This window comes from Paenibacillus sp. FSL R7-0331 (assembly GCF_000758645.1).
GTDB lineage: Bacteria > Bacillota > Bacilli > Paenibacillales > Paenibacillaceae > Paenibacillus_AQ > Paenibacillus_AQ camerounensis.
In genome coordinates this window covers 4,850,818-4,867,504 of record NZ_CP009284.1, presented here as the reverse complement: position 1 = coordinate 4,867,504, position 16,687 = coordinate 4,850,818, and the positions used below count along the sequence as shown (strand labels likewise).

Annotated in this window: 18 protein-coding genes; 13 read left to right on the top strand and 5 right to left on the bottom strand. The window is 52.5% G+C overall.

What is annotated here, in order from left to right; genetic code table 11:
• The first annotated feature begins 16 nt into the window (after positions 1–16).
• Positions 17–970: a pectinesterase family protein gene (locus R70331_RS21095; protein WP_042178775.1), complete on the top strand. Its 954-nt coding sequence runs from the start codon at positions 17–19 to the stop codon at positions 968–970.
• Positions 967–2,799, top strand: coding sequence for an ABC transporter ATP-binding protein (locus R70331_RS21090; RefSeq protein ID WP_231576327.1), 1,833 nt, complete (start codon positions 967–969; stop codon positions 2,797–2,799). The genes R70331_RS21095 and R70331_RS21090 overlap by 4 nt, the downstream gene beginning before the upstream one ends.
• A 180-nt stretch (positions 2,800–2,979) precedes the next feature.
• Here R70331_RS21090 and R70331_RS21085 read toward each other — a convergent pair whose 3' ends face one another.
• Positions 2,980–3,198, bottom strand: coding sequence for a hypothetical protein (locus R70331_RS21085; protein ID WP_042178772.1), 219 nt, complete (start codon positions 3,196–3,198; stop codon positions 2,980–2,982).
• A gap of 132 nt (positions 3,199–3,330) precedes the next feature.
• On the opposite strand from R70331_RS21085, the gene R70331_RS21080 reads away from it, so the two are divergent.
• From R70331_RS21080 to R70331_RS21070, 3 genes are all read left to right on the top strand, one after another.
• Positions 3,331–3,684: a DUF3139 domain-containing protein gene (locus tag R70331_RS21080; RefSeq protein ID WP_052419148.1), complete on the top strand. Its 354-nt coding sequence runs from the start codon at positions 3,331–3,333 to the stop codon at positions 3,682–3,684.
• Between the two features lie 280 nt (positions 3,685–3,964).
• Positions 3,965–5,083, top strand: coding sequence for a DNA alkylation repair protein (locus R70331_RS21075; protein WP_042178769.1), 1,119 nt, complete (start codon positions 3,965–3,967; stop codon positions 5,081–5,083).
• Positions 5,084–5,117: 34 nt separating this feature from the next.
• Positions 5,118–5,672, top strand: a complete 555-nt coding sequence (locus R70331_RS21070) for a hypothetical protein (protein ID WP_052419147.1) — start codon at positions 5,118–5,120, stop codon at positions 5,670–5,672.
• 134 nt (positions 5,673–5,806) lie between these two features.
• Here the strand turns inward: R70331_RS21070 and R70331_RS21065 are convergent, their stop codons facing one another.
• A complete protein-coding gene (locus R70331_RS21065) occupies positions 5,807–7,159 on the bottom strand; it encodes a metallophosphoesterase (protein WP_052419146.1) in 1,353 nt (450 codons plus the stop codon).
• Between the two features lie 29 nt (positions 7,160–7,188).
• Positions 7,189–7,743: a hypothetical protein gene (locus R70331_RS21060; RefSeq protein ID WP_052419145.1), complete on the bottom strand. Its 555-nt coding sequence runs from the start codon at positions 7,741–7,743 to the stop codon at positions 7,189–7,191.
• Positions 7,744–7,910: 167 nt separating this feature from the next.
• Here R70331_RS21060 and R70331_RS21055 point away from each other — a divergent pair, with 167 nt between their 5' ends.
• The 4 genes from R70331_RS21055 to R70331_RS21040 all read left to right on the top strand — a co-directional run bounded on the left by R70331_RS21055 (position 7,911) and on the right by R70331_RS21040 (position 10,455).
• Entirely contained in the window at positions 7,911–8,486 is a 576-nt protein-coding gene (locus R70331_RS21055; protein WP_042178766.1) for a TetR/AcrR family transcriptional regulator, read from the top strand.
• Positions 8,487–8,633: 147 nt separating this feature from the next.
• On the top strand, positions 8,634–9,296 hold the full coding sequence (gene rnhA, locus R70331_RS21050; RefSeq protein WP_042178763.1) for a ribonuclease H: 663 nt from the start codon (positions 8,634–8,636) through the stop codon (positions 9,294–9,296).
• Between the two features lie 54 nt (positions 9,297–9,350).
• Complete coding sequence (gene ung / locus R70331_RS21045) at positions 9,351–10,019, top strand: uracil-DNA glycosylase (RefSeq protein WP_042182985.1); 669 nt, start codon at positions 9,351–9,353, stop codon at positions 10,017–10,019.
• A gap of 31 nt (positions 10,020–10,050) precedes the next feature.
• Positions 10,051–10,455 (top strand): hypothetical protein, encoded by a 405-nt coding sequence (locus tag R70331_RS21040; RefSeq protein WP_042178760.1) that lies wholly within the window; start codon positions 10,051–10,053, stop codon positions 10,453–10,455.
• Positions 10,456–10,567: 112 nt separating this feature from the next.
• Here R70331_RS21040 and R70331_RS21035 read toward each other — a convergent pair whose 3' ends face one another.
• Positions 10,568–11,668, bottom strand: a complete 1,101-nt coding sequence (locus tag R70331_RS21035) for an AI-2E family transporter (protein ID WP_042178758.1) — start codon at positions 11,666–11,668, stop codon at positions 10,568–10,570.
• Between the two features lie 181 nt (positions 11,669–11,849).
• Between R70331_RS21035 and R70331_RS21030 the strand changes: the two genes are divergently transcribed.
• Positions 11,850–12,323, top strand: coding sequence for a general stress protein (locus R70331_RS21030; RefSeq protein ID WP_042178756.1), 474 nt, complete (start codon positions 11,850–11,852; stop codon positions 12,321–12,323).
• 8 nt (positions 12,324–12,331) lie between these two features.
• Here the strand turns inward: R70331_RS21030 and R70331_RS21025 are convergent, their stop codons facing one another.
• Positions 12,332–12,619, bottom strand: coding sequence for a hypothetical protein (locus R70331_RS21025; protein WP_042178754.1), 288 nt, complete (start codon positions 12,617–12,619; stop codon positions 12,332–12,334).
• Positions 12,620–12,936: 317 nt separating this feature from the next.
• Here R70331_RS21025 and R70331_RS21020 point away from each other — a divergent pair, with 317 nt between their 5' ends.
• The 3 genes from R70331_RS21020 to R70331_RS21010 are packed head-to-tail and all read left to right on the top strand — an operon-like array spanning position 12,937 to position 16,607.
• On the top strand, positions 12,937–13,701 hold the full coding sequence (locus R70331_RS21020; protein WP_231576326.1) for a DeoR/GlpR family DNA-binding transcription regulator: 765 nt from the start codon (positions 12,937–12,939) through the stop codon (positions 13,699–13,701).
• Between the two features lie 30 nt (positions 13,702–13,731).
• On the top strand, positions 13,732–14,643 hold the full coding sequence (gene pfkB / locus R70331_RS21015; protein WP_042178751.1) for a 1-phosphofructokinase: 912 nt from the start codon (positions 13,732–13,734) through the stop codon (positions 14,641–14,643).
• Between the two features lie 38 nt (positions 14,644–14,681).
• Positions 14,682–16,607: a PTS fructose transporter subunit IIABC gene (locus R70331_RS21010; protein ID WP_042178748.1), complete on the top strand. Its 1,926-nt coding sequence runs from the start codon at positions 14,682–14,684 to the stop codon at positions 16,605–16,607.
• The last annotated feature ends 80 nt before the right edge of the window (positions 16,608–16,687 follow it).

The following is a 16,687-nucleotide window of genomic DNA, read 5'->3' as shown; positions in this document are numbered from 1 at the left end:
ATAAGGAGGATATAACATGTGGGTAGGAAAAGAGGCCTTTTGCGATTACCGGACAATCCAGGAGGCAGTAAATGAGCTTGAGCGCCGTACTTCCCAGGAGCACGAGACATTATATATTATGGCGGGGGTATACGATGAGGCCGTGCGGATTTACCGGTCAGATCTGACGATTGCCGGAGTCGGTGAGGTTATTATTACAAACAATCTGTATGCCCGGCAGCTGGACGAAACAGGAGAAGAGCAGGGGACCTTTGCTACACCGACCCTGTTCCTGAACGGCAGCAGGCTGGTCATCGAAAATCTGACCGTCGCCAACACTGCCGGACAAGGGCAGGAAATCGGCCAGGCGTTAGCCTTATATGCCCATTGCGACGAAGCCGTGTTCTGCAATTGTACCTTCAAGGGGCATCAGGATACGATCTTTACCGGTCCGCTGCCTGCAGCGAACAAGCAGGGCTTCGCCTTCGGCGGGATTCCGCTGCGTCAGCGGCATGAGCAGTGCCGCCAGCTGTACTCACGCTGCTATATTGAAGGGACCGTGGATTTTATTTTTGGCGGGGCAACCGCTTATTTCGAGCATTGTGAAATCCGCAGCCTGCGCTCCACCCATGATGGTGTCGGTTATATTACAGCAGCCTCTACGCCTGAGGGCCAGGCATACGGCTATGTATTCGAGGAATGTCTATTAACGGCTGCTGCTGACGTCTTCGGTATTTATCTGGGGCGGCCATGGCGCAGCTACGCGGCAACGGCCTTTGTGAACTGCCGGCTGGGGACGCATATTCATCCTGCCGGCTGGGATAACTGGGGCAACCCGGCCAATGAGGCTACTGTACGTTACAGCGAATATACAGCTTCAGGCGCAAGTGAGCTGCGGGGGCTGCGTGTACCGTGGGCAAGTGTGACCGGGACAGGGGAAGGTGCGCCGGATAAAGCACAGGTCTTTGCCGGGACGGAGTTCTGGAAGTGAGTGCATTAAGCAGGCCGGATGCAGCCGGCAGCGGAGGTTTTCCGGAGCGCGGTGCAGAAGGCATGCCTGATTATGAAGAGCTGTTCATGAGCAGGGAGCTGAAGAAGGACCGCCCGTTCCGCACCCTTTTACTGCTGTTCAGAGGCATGCGGCTGAACCTGCTTATCTCCCTGCTGTTCTATATTTTCAAGCATTCGCCTGTCTGGGTCATCCCGATTGTTACTGCTGATATTATCAATCACCTCAGCCGGCCTGATTTGAGCAGCCTGAGTTTCCTGTGGAGGGACCTGGCGATCGTATCTGTTGTTATCCTGCAAAATATTCCGTCTGCCTATATCCACGTCAGCTTTATGAGCCGGTCGTCCCGGCAGGTTGAAGCGGGGCTGCGCGGTACGCTGATCCGCAAGCTGCAGCATCTGTCGATGGCGTATCATACAGACCTGCGTGCCGGACGGCTGCAGTCCAAGGTACTGCGTGATGTCGAGGCAATCGAGACACTGTCCAAGCAGATGATGTACTCTTTTGTGCCGGCGCTGACCAATGTTCTGATTGCTATTTCTATTACTGCTTTCAAAAGCCTGCAGGTTACCCTGTTCTTCGTGCTTGTCATTCCCTTCGGCGTGCTGCTGATTACCTTTTTCCGTACCAAAATCCGCACACGCAACCGGGAATTCCGCAGCGAGATTGAGAACATGTCAGGCCAGGTGGCTGAAACCGTCGAGATGATTCCGGTGACCCGGGCGCACGGACTGGAAGAGAGCGAGATCGGCAAGGTCGAGGGCACCCTGTCTGAGCTGAAGGGAAAAGGGTACCGGCTCGACATCACCGAAGCTTTGTTCGGTGCTTCAAGCTGGGCTGTTTTCACTCTGTTCCAGCTGCTCTGTCTGGGTTTCACTTGTATTCTGGCCTATCAGGGCAAAATCCAGATCGGCGATGTGGTGATGTACCAGGGCTTCTTTTCAACGATTATGGCTTCAATCAACAGCCTGCTTGGAGTATATCCGCAGTTCGCCAGGGGCTTTGAATCAATCCATTCCATTTCTGAGGTGCTGACCTCTACACAGGTTGAAGAATATCAGGGAACGTCGGCGGTTGCTACGCTGCGAGGCGAATATGAGTTCCGCGGGGTCCAGTTCAGCTATAAGGATACAGACAGGCATGTGCTGAAGGATTTTAATCTGAGCGTCCGTCCCGGAGAGTGCATTGCCCTGGTAGGCGAGTCGGGGGCAGGGAAATCGACCGTTCTGAATATGGTTGTCGGCTTTTACAAGCCTACCGGCGGGAGTATTCTGGTGGACGGCAGGCCGATGGAGGAGCTGGACATGCGCATATACCGGCAAAAGCTGGCTGTCGTACCGCAAAGCACCGTCCTGTTCTCGGGCACGATCCGCAGCAACATCACCTTCGGGCTGAAGGATGTGCCGGAGAGTAAGCTGCAGGAGGTCATCCGGCTGGCCAATCTGCAGGATGTGGTAGCGCAGATGCCGCAGGGCCTGGATACGCTGATCGGCGAGCACGGCGGCAAGCTGTCCGGCGGCCAGCGTCAGCGGATTGCCATTGCCCGGGCAATGATCCGTAATCCGGAGATTATTTTGCTGGATGAGGCGACCTCTGCACTGGACAATATCTCTGAGTTCATCGTCCAAAAAGCAATGCGGGAGCTGCGGCGGGGCCGGACTACCTTTATCGTCGCTCATAGGCTGTCTACCATCCGTGATGCGGACCGGATTGTGGTGATGAAGGACGGGCAGGTTGCCGAAATCGGAACCTTTGAAGAGCTGATGAACCGCAAAGGAGCCTTCTACGAATTAAAACAGCTGCAAACGTAAGGCGAAGCGGCTGTATGTAAACAACCCAAAAAGCGGATGCATGCTGAGCGTGCGTCCGCTTTTTTTGGGCCGTAAGGCTGCCTGGTTCCTCTTCATTTGCTCCAAGACCTCTGAATATCTTCCTAATGTGGGAAAAGCAGGGGATTCAGTCCGGCCAGAGAAATAGTAGTCTTTGATGGCCTATGCCCGGTTATGCTGAAATCTGGTAACATCCCGGTCATAATGCGACACCGTGCCGTCAAAGCGTTTGACCCGCACATATTCCTCGGAGAATTTTTCAATAATGCCGTAGCCGACCTGGGAATACATCCCGTCAGGGTCCAGCTGCAGTGCGGACACAAAGGTCTGTGACATCGCGGCAACAAAAAAATCAATATTTTTGACAATAGGCTTAGGCATCGTCCCGGCCCTCCATATCCATTTCGCTCCAAAAGCTTTTCAACTATTTTACGACAGCAAACGCGTTTTGAAAACAGGTTTAATTTGCAAAAGTGATGAAAACAAGTGATTAGAAGAAGGAGGCGTTTACAGGTGAGGCGGATAAGAGGAAGGGCAGGTTATGTGCTGAGTACCTTGGTTGTGCTGATTCTTTTGACACCGGTGGCGTATGTGCAGGTTAACAAAATATTATACGCCAAGCGGGTCTCCGCCTATCTGACGGATACAATGGGCTACAGCAGGAAGGAAATCGCCTCAGTACAAGGGATCTGGAGCATCAAGGCGCCGCCTTTTTTGGTAAGGGTAGAGTTTAAGGATGAGCCGGGTGTAGAGTATACTTATTTTGCCCATGACGGTGTGCTGCAGTTTAGTTACAGGATAACGCCTGAGGGGCGGGAGAATGGATTCAGGGAGGCCAGATTGAAGCATGTGGACGCTTATGAATGATTCGTAGAAGTGTAGCATGTATATCTGGACAAGAAGAACATAGATGAGCTTTGGGAAATTGCGGAAAGAAGGAGGAGGCTGAGGGGTGAGTTTCCTTGAAGAGAAAGAGTATAAGCGCGGGACTGGTATAGCTGGTATACCACAACGGTAGAATAACGGATGAGCAGAGGATAATCGTATAAATAGGCAGGCTTAAAAACAAACCTGACACAAGGCTGTCCAGTATGCCATGGTATGCTTTCATAACTGGGATTTCAACAACTACTGGAGGGTTCAAGATATGGCAGAGCCGTTAAAAGCAATGTACAATGAAGAATTTCTGCGGAGCTTGGGCAGGAAGCTGCATGGAGCCTGCGAGATGTTTGAGATAGAAGCCTTTGTCGCTGAAGCGATGCGGGAGCCGTGGGAAGAGCTGGAGCTGAAAGCGCGGATGCGGCGGATTACGGAGACCTTAGGAGCTTATCTGCCCGCGGATTATGAGCAGGCTCTGGCTGTCTTATACGCGATAGATCATGAATGCATCGGTTTTCCTTACCTGATCTTCCCCGATTTTGTCGAAGTATTCGGGCAGAACGAGGAATATTGGGAGCTGTCAATAAAGGCGCTGGAACGGTTTACGGCAAAATCTTCGGCAGAGTTTGCAGTAAGGCCGTTTCTGCTGCGCGACCCTCAGCGGATGATGGAGCAGATGCGGGTCTGGTCACGGCACAGTGATGAGCATGTGCGCCGGCTTGCCAGTGAGGGCAGCCGCCCGCGGCTGCCGTGGGGCCAGGCGCTGCCGGTGTTCAAGCGCGACCCTTCTCCCGTGCTGCCGGTGCTGGAGCAGCTGAAGGATGATCCTTCTCTGTATGTTCGCAAAAGTGTAGCCAACAACCTGAATGATATTGCCAAGGATCATCCCGATGTCGTAATTGGCATTGCCCGCCGCTGGATGGGCACAAGTATCCGCACCGACTGGATCGTGCGGCATGGCTGCCGCTCGCTGATCCGCAAGGCTAACCCGGAGATTATGGCGATTTTTGGCTATGCCGAAGAGGAGGAAGGCGCACCGCTTGTGGCTTCCGCCGCCTTGTCTGTCGATCCGTCTGTTCTGCGGATTGGGGATAGCTGTGTGCTGAGCTATGAACTAAGGCTGCGGGAGGGAGAAGCGGTGCGGGTCCGGGTGGAATACGGGATTGATTTTGTGAAATCCGGCGGCAAAGCCTCCCGTAAGCTATTCCTGCTGTCCGACAAAACGGTTCCGGGAGGAGCAAGGCTGTCCGCTGTCCGGACACACCGCTGGGCGGACCTGACTACCCGCCGCCACTATCCGGGCGCGCACCGGATTGCGCTGCTGGTGAACGGCAGGGAGGTTGCCTTCACGGAGCTGTTGCTCGAACCTGCGGCGCTGGACGGGTAATTAATAGTAATTGGTTACAGGAGGAGGAAGGTAAATGAGACTGCTGCTACCCTTCATATCAATGCTGCTCCTGTCATTTCTGACAAGCTGTGCTCCAAATGCATCCGTCTCATCCAAATCACCCGATAAGTCCAACAGGTCCACCATAACCGCCGCGGCTCAGATGCCGGAAGCAAGGCCGGCGGATTTCGCATTCTCGGTGCGCTTCGGTATTACCGGCAAACATGAGATTAACACGTTTGACGGGACGGTGACCAAGGACCTGGTTCTCAACGGAACTGCAAAAGCGGAATTGGTTTTGACAGACAGCGAAATGGCGGACATTTATGCCCGTATGCGTACAATTAACATCTACAGGGAGCTGGAACTGGAGCCGGACAGGAAGAATTGTGCAAAGACGCCTTTTGATGAGGAGCACTGGCAGATCAGAATGGACGGAGCACAATTCTCATTTGATTGGGATGATGAAGCCTGCGAAACCACTAAAGATGCTAAGCAGCTAAAGGAGCTGCGGAGCTATATTTTTGAGCTGGTGAAAACGAAGCAGGCTTATCTGGAGCTGCCTGAGGCAGTCGGGGGTTATGACTAATCTGCTTAAAGCTACAAATACGAGGCATAGCAAACAAAGGGCATCCTGAATAGGCAGGTGCCCTTTGTTTGCATGCCCGACAAGCCCGTTAAAAATCCTCAACAGCAAGCAGCGTAATTCCTCCAATTCAAACGTTACCATCCCGGTAATTTTACCAGCAGATGGTTATTGTCCTTCTGCTCAAGCTCCGCCATACGCAGAACATAATTCTTTAAGCCGCTGTAAGGGGCAGCCTGCCATAGCCGGTACCCCTCTGTATCAATAACGGCAGCGAGCTCTGTGTCAGCCGTCCCGGCAAAGTAAACCGCATTCAGTCTGCCGACAACATCCGCCATAGCGGCGAGCTGCTTTTGTGTATATGCGGTATAGCTGCTGTCCTCCGCCAGCCGGCTGTAGGTTCTGTCAGCAGACAGCCTGCGGAATGCTGCTTCGCTATATGTATTGAAATGCAGCAGATTGGAATCTGTACTGCCGGCAGCTTTAGCCCAGAGCTCCATGTTCAGCCCTGAGGTATGATATTCATAAGTTCCGGCTGCAGGAGTATAGTCCAGAATTCCGTATTGATGCGGATATACAGACAGGGCACTGTTTGCGATATCATATATATCCTCTCCGCTGCTGCGGATATCCTGAAAATGGACATGTCCGCTAAAGACAGTGGTTATCCCGTTTCTAATCAGGGCAGCGGCTGCCTGGCCGTTGTTATTCAGCGTGAAGCCTTCCTGAACAAATTCACTGTGGTCCAGCAGGCTGTGGTGCATGACTGCAACAATCTGCGCGCCTTGCTCAGTAGCAAGCTTGCCGCAGCGGTCAATCCATCTCAGAGTAGCTTCGGTGAGCCGGCCGTCGAGCTGGGGATGGCCCAGCTTTTTATTGCTGCTGTACTGGCTGGTATCAAGCATCAGCAGCCACAGGTCGTCCGAAGGGGCTGCGAGGTAGCTCATGGAGTCGTTATCCATAAGCAGAGCTTCCCCGTAGCCGAATTCACGGTAGATGCTGCGGAACTGTTTCGGGGTCACAGAAGACACCGGAATCTGCTTCTCGCCTTCAAACCGCCTTGCCCAGGGATTCTGTACATCATGATTGCCGGGGATGACATAAATCTGTGTCCCGGTCTGCTGTTCAATAGTCCGCAGATGCTCCGCCAGGTCCTGGTGGCTGGCTTTTTCCCCGTTATTGGTCAAATCGCCGCTGATAATGACGGCTCCCGGACGCTCTATACCGATATCGTTACCGAGGGCATCCAGTATTTCGCTGCTGTATGCAAGCTGTTTGCCATCCCCGGCAGCGAGAAAACGGCTGAAGGCCGGGCCGTTATCGGTCAGCTTGGGAGACAGGTAATGGGTATCTGTGGTGGTGAGAAGCTTTATATTCTGGCCGGACTGAATCCGGAGCGCCTGCTGTCCTGCGGCATCTTGCCTGCTGCATGAAGAGAGCAGCAGCAGCAGGGAGCAGAGAAGGCTGATGTTAAGCCGGCGGACGGACATTTCCTGCACCTCTTTTCACGAATAACTGTTTATTGTACTTTGGCCGACCCGCTTACAATCCCCTGATCCCCTAAATGGAACGTAGAGAGATACTGCTTATCGGCAAAATAGATATTTCCTCTCACAGTGGCACTCACAATGGTGAAGCCGTCAGCCTCAACATAGACATCTCCGATAAAAATCCCGCCTTCAAGCCGGGTGTTTTCACTTTTGATGATCAGCTTCGGCGCGGTTAATGCGAATGAATCGGTTATGTCCTGGTCCTCATCCTGCGTATAGAGAGCAATCTTACGGGCAGGTTCACCATTATGAAGAAACGGGCCGTCTACAACCAGCTCTTCGCTGAAGGTCATACTCCGCAGGACTGCGGCTATCCAGGTACCATCCTTGCTGATAGCATGCTTGAAAGCCGCCTCATTATCAACGATAGAAGCTGTAGTGTCGGCATCTGCCGCTTCAGCGTTGTTGGAACCGGAGTTCACCGCTGCGCCGCCGCCGGCGTTAGTATTGCTGCTGCCCTCATTCCCGCAGCCGCTCATCAGAAACAGTGCAAATACGGCAGTGCTCAGAGCTAATTTATTCATGTTACAAAGCCTCCTCAAGGTTGATTGCTTATGCTGCAACGGATAGCTTAAAAATTAATATAGAACGATTGGTAAGGAATGGAAGTGATATAGCTCACTGTTTCCTGAATATTTACCGATCGTTCTATAAATGATAAAATACAGAAGTGAGGAAAGGAGCATCATTTATGGCGAGAAGCAAAGAGTTTGACGTGGACAATGTCCTTGGAAAAGCGATGACGATCTTTTGGCAGCAGGGCTACGAAAAGACTTCCATACAGGATCTTGTATCCGGCATGGGCATTCATAAGCGGAGCATGTACGATACGTTTGGAGACAAACATACTTTATATATAAAAGCAATGGACCGCTACGCTGATACAGTCGCAGGCAAGCTAGAGAGCAGGACAGAGGGCGCGGCATCCGCAAGGGAGGCAATCCGGCTCATATTTGAAGCGGCTGCATTTAAGAAGAGTTCTGAACCTAAGGGCTGCCTGCTTGTAAACACTGCAGTGGAGCTTACTAATCATGATCCCGAGGCAGCAGCCAAAGTAACAGAAGCCTTTCTGAACACGGAGCAGCTTTTTGAACGTCTGCTGCGGCAGGGGCAGGAAAGCGGCGAGCTTACGCGCAGTTTTGAGGCGGCCGATATGGCCGCATATCTGCACAATGCACTTGTAGGCCTCAGGGTGCTGGTCAAAACGACAAAGGATGCCGGCAGGCTGCAGACGGTTATAGAGATGACGCTCAAAGCGCTGGAATAGCACCGGTATAGTATAAACGCACCACACTATAATTATCCGCCAGCCGGTCCCGCCGGAGAACTGCTTCGTGTACGGGCTTCAATCTGGAGGCGGTTTGGATTACAATAAGCTTCTGATGAATTTTAAGCGGCAGGAGGAGCAGCAGGCATGGCGAAACAGAAATATTATGTGGTCTGGGAGGGCAAGCAGCCGGGGGTATACAGCACCTGGGCGGAATGCCAGGCTCAGACGGATCATTACACAGGGGCAAAATACAAATCATATGAGTCAAAGGCTGCCGCAGATGCCGCCTTCAAAGCCGGCTGGAAGGGCAATTGGGGAACAGGCGCCACCGGCACGGGCGCAGCTAAAAGCAAAGCAGCCGGCTCATGGAGCCGCAGCGCCTCCGTACCGACATCTGCCGAGATTGATTATGACAGCATATCAGTAGATGTCGGCACCAGAGGTAATCCGGGTCCGGTGGAATATAAGGGAGTAGATACGCAGACCGGAGAACTTATTTTCTCCTGCGGACCGATTAAGAAAGGCACAAACAACCTGGGTGAGTTCCTGGCGATCGTGCATGCACTTGCCCTTTTACAAAAAGAAGGCAGCAGCAAGACGGTCTACAGTGATTCCGTCAATGCGATGAAATGGGTCAAGCAGAAGAGAGTGGCGACAACGCTGGCACGTGATGCATCAACAGAAGAGATCTGGACGCTGATTGACCGGGCTGAGCACTGGCTGCAGACAAACACATACCCGAATAAAGTCTTGAAATGGCAAACGAAGGAATGGGGAGAGATCAAAGCGGATTACGGGCGGAAATAGGGTAATACAAGATACAGCATAAATAGCAGGGAGACCGGAAGGGGAAACGGAATGTTGTTTGAAAATGATTGGGACGAGGTATTGCAGGAGGAAGTTCTGAAGCCTTACTTTCAGGAGCTGCGCTATGCGTTAGCGGCGGAATACAAGCAGTATACCGTTTATCCGCCGAAGGAGCTGCTCTTTTCTGCGCTCAAGCTGACTCCATATAGCAAGACGAGAGTTGTAATATTGGGACAGGACCCTTATCACGGTGCCGGACAGGCGCATGGACTGAGCTTTTCGGTAAAGCCGGGTGTGCGCATACCGCCTTCATTGCGTAATATCTATCAGGAGCTGCATAGCGATGTTGGAACGGCGGTGCCGAATCACGGGTCGCTGCTGCACTGGGCGGAGGAGGGCGTGCTGATGCTGAACGCTGTGCTGACTGTCCGTGAAGGCCAGCCTAATTCACACAAGGGCCTGGGCTGGGAGACATTTACCGACGCTATTATGGAGAAGCTGAATGAACGGGCCGAGCCGCTGGTATTTATCCTTTGGGGCAGCCATGCCCAGAAGAAGGGGGCTTATATCGACAAGAGCCGCCATAAAGTTATCCAGTCTCCGCATCCCAGCCCGTTCTCGGCACACCGCGGATTTTTGGGCAGCAGGCCTTTTTCACAGGCTAATCAGTATCTGGAATCACACGGTTTGACAGGGATAGACTGGTCGATACCGAATCTATAGGCAGCAGGAGCATAGTGAAGGGGGAAGAGCAATGAAGCATTGGGTAGGCAGGCCGGTCATCATGTATTGCGGAGAGGCGCCTTATACGATTATGAAGGGCGTGCTGCGCAGATGGGACCCTCAGGCTTCGCTGGCTGTCATCGGCCACCAGGAAATTGCTGTTCCTTTTCGTGACATTGTGTTCATTAAGGCGCTCGCTCCCAAGGAGCGGGCATTGCCTCCGGTTCTTCACTCCGTCGGATATGTCATGAGAGAACGGCAGCAGTTTGATAACGCAGTCTATTTTAAATCAGCGGTAACGGTCTGGAAGGGCGACCAGCTGGTCGCATTCAACGCTGTTATCGTCTCTCACACGAAAGGTGCGGTTACACTGCAGGACGGACAGAACCTCATGAAAGGCACACATGTTTTTGTGGTCCGATCCCTGCGGGGATAACCGGGTTATAAAGAACGACACAATAAAGAGCAGCGTCCTCCCGTTACCGGGGGAATGCTGCTCTTTATTATTGAATCCGTGTTCCATTAATGTGTTCCTTCAAGGCCGGGCCTTACATCTGCTCCTCTTTAGGCAGCTGTATCTCCTCGACCCGTTCCGCGACAATAACCTCGTATATCCGCATAACAATAATTTTGGTGATCATGTAGACCGGAAGAGCAATCAGCACTCCGATAATACCGAAGAAATCACCGCCCACCAGTACAATTACCACCGTGGTCAGCGGGTGCACATCCAGTGATTTACCGTAAATGATCGGCGACAGCACATTATCCTGTATTTGCTGGGCAATAAGAATGATGACAAGTGACCAGATCGCCATCGACGGAGATTCAATGAAGCCTACAATGATGACCGGCACTGCTGCAAGCAGCGAACCGACGTATGGAATGAAATTAAGCGGAATAGAAATCACGGCAAGCAGCAGAGAATACGGCAGGCCGATCATCAGGAAGCCGATGTAGAGCAGAATCCCGAGCACAACATTGAGAATGACCCTGGTGACAATGAAGCCGCTGAGCGCTGAATCGATATCACTGAGCATCTCCTGGCCTTCCTTGCGGTATTTCCGCGGAAACAGGCCCTGCAGAATCGGCGACAGCTTGTGTCCGTCTTTTAACATGTAATAAAGAATGATCGGCAGTGTCGCAATAACCACTACAATACTGGAAATGACACCGATCAGATTGGACATGGAGTTGGTCATCCAGGTGATGGCGCTGGTTACATATTCCGAGATTTTGTCGGACACGTCAGTATCGCCTTGGAAAAACCTTGACAGTGACGGATCACTCCGCAGCTGGTTGAATTGGTTTTGTATCCCCTGGACAAGATATGGCATATTATCAATGAAATTCTGGAACTGCTCGCGCAGCGTCGGCCAGATCAGAATCCAGAACAGCACGAACAGCCCGGCGAAGACGAGATAAATCAGCAGAATGGATAATGCGCGGTTAACCTTATGCTTTTCCAGAAACTTGACGAGCGGCCGCAGCAGGTAGTACATGAACCCTGACAGCATCATCGGCACGAGCAGCAGATTAATGATGGAGAGCAGGGGAGTAAACAGCACAATAACCTTGGAGCCCAGATAGAGAATAGTGAGTAGAGCGATTATGGACAGGCATGTCCGAAAATACTTGCTTTGCAGCATTGCAGCACCCCCGTAATTTAAATGTATACAGTGACCGTATGTAATCTGATCATCCCGATTCTATCTTTATAACCGAAACGCTAGAAATTGATTCAGTCTGATAGACGGTTAATTCTGGCTGGCTGAGCGGTTTAAGCAGGTATGGGGGAGGTTAATACGCCTTAACAGGAGGGGGATGCAGATGACGACGCTGGTAATAGGGATATTCGGGCACCGGAGCGATGCCGTTCTGGCAATCGAGGCCTTGAAGGATAGCGGAATAAAGAAGAAACAAATATCAGCTGTGACTAAGCAAAAGAGTACGCTTGAGCTGATCAGCAAGGATACCGGAATCGGAAAAGTAGAGAGCGGAGCGGGTAATGCCGGCCTGTTCGGGACAGCCCGGGAGGTAGGGGTTGGCCTGAATATGATTAATGATACGGCTGTTGCTGCCGGACCGGCAGCACGCAAGCTGGCCGGAGCTGATCTTGAGACAGATGGCCTGACCGTCAGCCTGATCGGAATCGGAATTCCGGAGACAGATGCTGCTAAATATGCGGAGCATGCGGAGATGGAACGTATTATTGTAATAGTGGAGGTTGAAGAGGATCAGAATAAGCAGGTGAGCACTATCATGGGGCAGCATGACGCTATTCCGTTCACATCTGCTGAATAGTTAATCAGCTATCTGCGCGGCAGACGGGATTTCCGTTTAGCCGCTTTTTTTCGCGATTGGATAAACAAGGCGGGCTCAATATCCACCTGGCCGCCTGTTTCCTTTGCAACCTGCTTGGCTTTAACAAGTGCCAAGAAGGCAAAGAATTCTCCTAGAGCACCGAGTCCGGCAGCAATAATCTCATAGTCATCAGCGGTCAATTCCGCAGACTCGACAGGATTTCCGGTGCTTCCGGGATGATTGCTGCTCTTGTTACTGCTGACGCCGCTGCCGTAACCGTTAATGTTATTGGCCATTCCCTGTTCACCTGCTTTTCGCCATATGTATTATAAAATATGTTGCTGCCTCCATGGATGAAATAGGCAATCGGGAGGATATTTCTCGCAAAAAAGGTTGCTGTCTTCACCGAAGGACGGCTAAGCCTTTTCTGCTTGTATTTAAGCAAAAAAATCACTTTACAGACTTTGAAAACGCTGTTAAAATCATAAATGAGCACAAATGATCAACAATGAGCACGAAATGCCAGATAAATGATCAAATTCGTTAACGAATAATGACACTGCATAGCAGGCGGACTTCATGCTTACGCTATGCGTTGAGGGAGTGAGCTGCTGTGCTGTTTGAAGAAGAAAGAAAAGTAAGCATTGTTCAGTTCGTAGACCAGCATACAAGGGCATCGGTGCAGGAGCTAAGCCAGCAGCTGGGTGTTTCCGAATCGACGGTCCGCCGGGATTTGAAGGAGCTGGAGGAAGCGAGGCTGCTGAAGCGGACGCACGGCGGGGCTGTATCGCTGCAGAGCGTCAACTTCGAGGCCGCTTTTCCGGATAAGGAAGACCGCTTTATTGATGAGAAGCTGCGGATTGCGGCCAAGGCAGTCGAGCTGATCCAGGAAGGCGATGCCATTCTGCTTGACGGAGGAACCACAACGCTGCAGATAGCCAGAGCACTTAGGAGCTTCTCGAATCTCAAGGTGATTACCAACTCGATCATGGCTTTGAATGAGCTGAGGGATTGCCGGAATATCGAAGTCTCGATCACTGGCGGAATGCTCCGCCCGGATACGATGGCTTTTGTGGGGCCGATGACAGAACGCTCGCTGGAGATGGTACGGGTGGATAAAGCTTTTCTCGGGACGAACGGACTTGATCTGACGGAGGGCATCACCACTCCGAATATGCTGGAGGCTGCCACGAAACGCAAAATGATTACTGTTGCCAAGCAGTCTATACTGCTGGCTGACCATAGCAAGATCGGCCAGGTTTCTTTCTGTAAGGTGGCAGATCTGCGGGAGATTGATCACTGTATTCTGGACTCGGCAGTGCCCGGCAGTTTTACACGGGGCCTTGAAGCTTTAGATGTCGGCTTCACAATCGTGTAAGCAAGTAAACCACAATAATGAGGGATGAACATGATTTACACCGTCACACTTAATCCTTCCATTGACTACATCGTGGAAGTTGAAGATATGAAGCTCGGCAGCCTGAACCGGATGACCCGTGACCTGAAGCTGCCGGGAGGCAAGGGGATCAATGTATCGCGTGTCCTGAACCAGCTGGGAGTAAGCAACACGGCAACAGGATTTCTGGGCGGCTTCACCGGCCGGTTCATTGAAGACTGGCTGCATGAGGAAGGCACCTCAAGCGACTTTGTTCCGGTCAGCGGGGATACGCGCATTAATATTAAGCTGAAGTCCGGAGAAGAAACCGAGATTAACGGAACCGGACCGGAAATTACCGCCGCTGAAGCCGATGTCCTGACAGGTAAGCTACGCAATCTGCAGGCCGGGGACATTGTGGTGATGTCCGGGAGCATCCCGCCTTCCCTTGGAGCGGATTTCTATAACAGGCTGATCGAGGTGTGCAGGCAGCAGGGGGCTGAGTTCGTCATTGATACCACCGGACAGGCGCTGCAGCTGGCGCTTCAATACGCACCGCTGCTGGTCAAGCCGAATCATCATGAGCTTGCCGAGCTGTTCGGGGTTACCATCAGCACCAGAGAAGAGGTTATCACGTACGGACGTAAGCTGCTGGAAGCCGGAGCACAGCATGTGCTGGTCTCCATGGCCGGAGACGGTGCGCTGCTGATTACGGAGCAGGGCGTGTACAGTGCGAATGCACCGTCGGGACAGGTAAGGAATTCAGTAGGTGCAGGGGATTCGATGATCGCCGGATTTGTAGGAACCTTGTCCATAGAGGGCGATCTGCTTGAAGCCTTCCGTACAGGTGTTGCCTCCGGCAGTGCAACAGCGTTCTCCGATGATTTGGCAGACGGCGGCTTTATCGGAAGGCTGCGCCCCCAGATCGAGATTACACAGCTGTAGGCAATAGGTATTAACAGGAACATAGGGAGCTGATAAACATGAGAATTACAGATTTGATGATAAAAGAAGCAATGATCATGAATCTGCAGGCAACTACAAAAGAGGCGGCAATTGATGAACTGATTGCCAGCCTGGCGGCCAGCGGACGGATCAATGACAAGGTGCTGTTCAAGGAAAAGATTCTGGCGCGTGAAGCCCAGTCCAGCACCGGCATCGGCGGCGGAATTGCCATGCCGCATGCCAAGACCTCTGCAGTTAATGAAGCTACTGTAGTATTCGCCAAGAGCCGCGCAGGTGTAGCGTACGAATCACTGGACGATGAGCCGGCCAAGCTGTTCTTTATGATTGCCGCACCGGAGGGTGCCGGAAATATGCATATGCGCACTCTGGCAGCATTGTCCCGGTTGCTCATTGAAAGCGAATTCATCGAGGCGCTCATGAAGGCCACCACACCTGATGAGGTTGCTGCATTGTTTGATGCCAAGCAGGCGGAGCAGGATGCCAAGGCAGAAGCAGATAAGGCTGCTCCTGCAGCTAAGCCGGCGCCTGAGAAGCTGATCGTTGGAAATCCGGAATCCTCCGGTTTTGTTGTAGCTGTTACAGCCTGCCCTACAGGGATTGCCCACACCTTCATGGCCGAAGATGCATTGAAGAAAAAAGCGCTGGAGATGGGTGTTAATATCCGCGTTGAGACCAACGGCTCGGAAGGCGCACAGAATGTGCTTACCGCTGATGAGATCCGCCGGGCCAGCGGTGTTATTGTGGCGGCCGACAAGAATGTGGAGATGGCCCGCTTCGCCGGCAAGCCGGTGCTGCAAAGACCGGTAAGTGACGGTATCCGTAAGCCTGAAGAACTGATCAGCAAAGCACTCAAGGGCGATGCCCCGATCTACCAGGACGGCGGACGCAGCACGGGCAGCGAAGCTGCTCCGGCTAAATCGGGGAGCGTGGGAAGCAAAATCTACAAAGATCTGATGAACGGTATTTCGCACATGCTTCCGTTCGTAGTCGGCGGCGGTATCCTGCTTGCCATTTCCTTCCTGATCGAGCAGGTGGCCGGCGTCGATAACCCGCTGGTGAAGCTGCTGCAGACGATCGGCGGCGGCGATGGTGCCTTCCACTTCCTGATCCCGATCCTCGCCGGATTTATCGCGATGAGCATAGGTGACCGGCCGGCACTGATGCCGGGTATGGTTGGCGGTATTATGGCCCTGAATTCCAACGCCGGCTTCCTCGGCGGTCTGGCTGCCGGTTTCCTGGCCGGTTATGTGATCATCGGCCTGCGTAAAGCCTTTGCGGGCCTGCCGCGTACACTGGACGGACTGAAGCCTATTCTGCTCTACCCGGTCTTTGGCCTGCTGATCACCGGAGCTGTAGCATATTATATATTCGATCCGGTCTTTGGCTCCATTAATACAGCAATGATTGATGCCCTTAACAGATTGGGCACCGGAAATATGGTTCTCCTGGGTGTTGTTCTTGGCGGAATGATGGCCATCGATATGGGCGGCCCCTTCAATAAGGCGGCTTACACCTTTGCCATCGGTGTGTTTACCTCCAGCGGTAACGTGAACGGCTTGATGATGGCTGCAGTAATGGCCGGCGGTATGGTTCCTCCGCTGGCAATCGCACTGGCCACAACATTGTTCAAGAACAAGTTCACCGAAACCGAACGCAAATCCGGGCTGACGAATTATGTACTTGGCCTGTCGTTTATTACTGAAGGCGCAATTCCGTTTGCGGCAGCCGATCCGCTGCGTGTGCTGACTACCTGCATCATCGGTTCTGCTGTTGCCGGCGGACTGACACAGCTCTGGCACATTAACGTGCCTGCACCGCACGGCGGGATCTTCGTCGCTGCATTATCCAGCAACGCGCTGCTGTTCCTGCTGGCCGTTCTGATCGGCAGTGTAATATCCGGCCTGACTCTCGGCCTCTGGAAAAAGCCGCTGCAGACCAAATAAAGCTTCTAAAACGGTACGTTTTAAATAGAGAACTGCGGGGCATCAGACACTTGTCTGATGCCCCGCAGTTTTTTGGTTGT

Excerpts from the sequence above, each read along its gene's own strand:
- R70331_RS21095 (WP_042178775.1), top strand. The coding sequence starts at position 17 with ATGTGGGTAGGAAAAGAGGCCTTTTGCGATTACCGGACAATCCAGGAG.
- R70331_RS21085 (WP_042178772.1), bottom strand. The coding sequence starts at position 3,198 with ATGCCTAAGCCTATTGTCAAAAATATTGATTTTTTTGTTGCCGCGATG.
- R70331_RS21075 (WP_042178769.1), top strand. The coding sequence starts at position 3,965 with ATGGCAGAGCCGTTAAAAGCAATGTACAATGAAGAATTTCTGCGGAGC.
- R70331_RS21070 (WP_052419147.1), top strand. The coding sequence starts at position 5,118 with ATGAGACTGCTGCTACCCTTCATATCAATGCTGCTCCTGTCATTTCTG.
- R70331_RS21065 (WP_052419146.1), bottom strand. The coding sequence starts at position 7,159 with ATGTCCGTCCGCCGGCTTAACATCAGCCTTCTCTGCTCCCTGCTGCTG.
- R70331_RS21060 (WP_052419145.1), bottom strand. The coding sequence starts at position 7,743 with ATGAATAAATTAGCTCTGAGCACTGCCGTATTTGCACTGTTTCTGATG.
- R70331_RS21055 (WP_042178766.1), top strand. The coding sequence starts at position 7,911 with ATGGCGAGAAGCAAAGAGTTTGACGTGGACAATGTCCTTGGAAAAGCG.
- rnhA (WP_042178763.1), top strand. The coding sequence starts at position 8,634 with ATGGCGAAACAGAAATATTATGTGGTCTGGGAGGGCAAGCAGCCGGGG.
- R70331_RS21040 (WP_042178760.1), top strand. The coding sequence starts at position 10,051 with ATGAAGCATTGGGTAGGCAGGCCGGTCATCATGTATTGCGGAGAGGCG.
- R70331_RS21035 (WP_042178758.1), bottom strand. The coding sequence starts at position 11,668 with ATGCTGCAAAGCAAGTATTTTCGGACATGCCTGTCCATAATCGCTCTA.
- R70331_RS21030 (WP_042178756.1), top strand. The coding sequence starts at position 11,850 with ATGACGACGCTGGTAATAGGGATATTCGGGCACCGGAGCGATGCCGTT.
- R70331_RS21025 (WP_042178754.1), bottom strand. The coding sequence starts at position 12,619 with ATGGCCAATAACATTAACGGTTACGGCAGCGGCGTCAGCAGTAACAAG.
- pfkB (WP_042178751.1), top strand. The coding sequence starts at position 13,732 with ATGATTTACACCGTCACACTTAATCCTTCCATTGACTACATCGTGGAA.
- R70331_RS21010 (WP_042178748.1), top strand. The coding sequence starts at position 14,682 with ATGAGAATTACAGATTTGATGATAAAAGAAGCAATGATCATGAATCTG.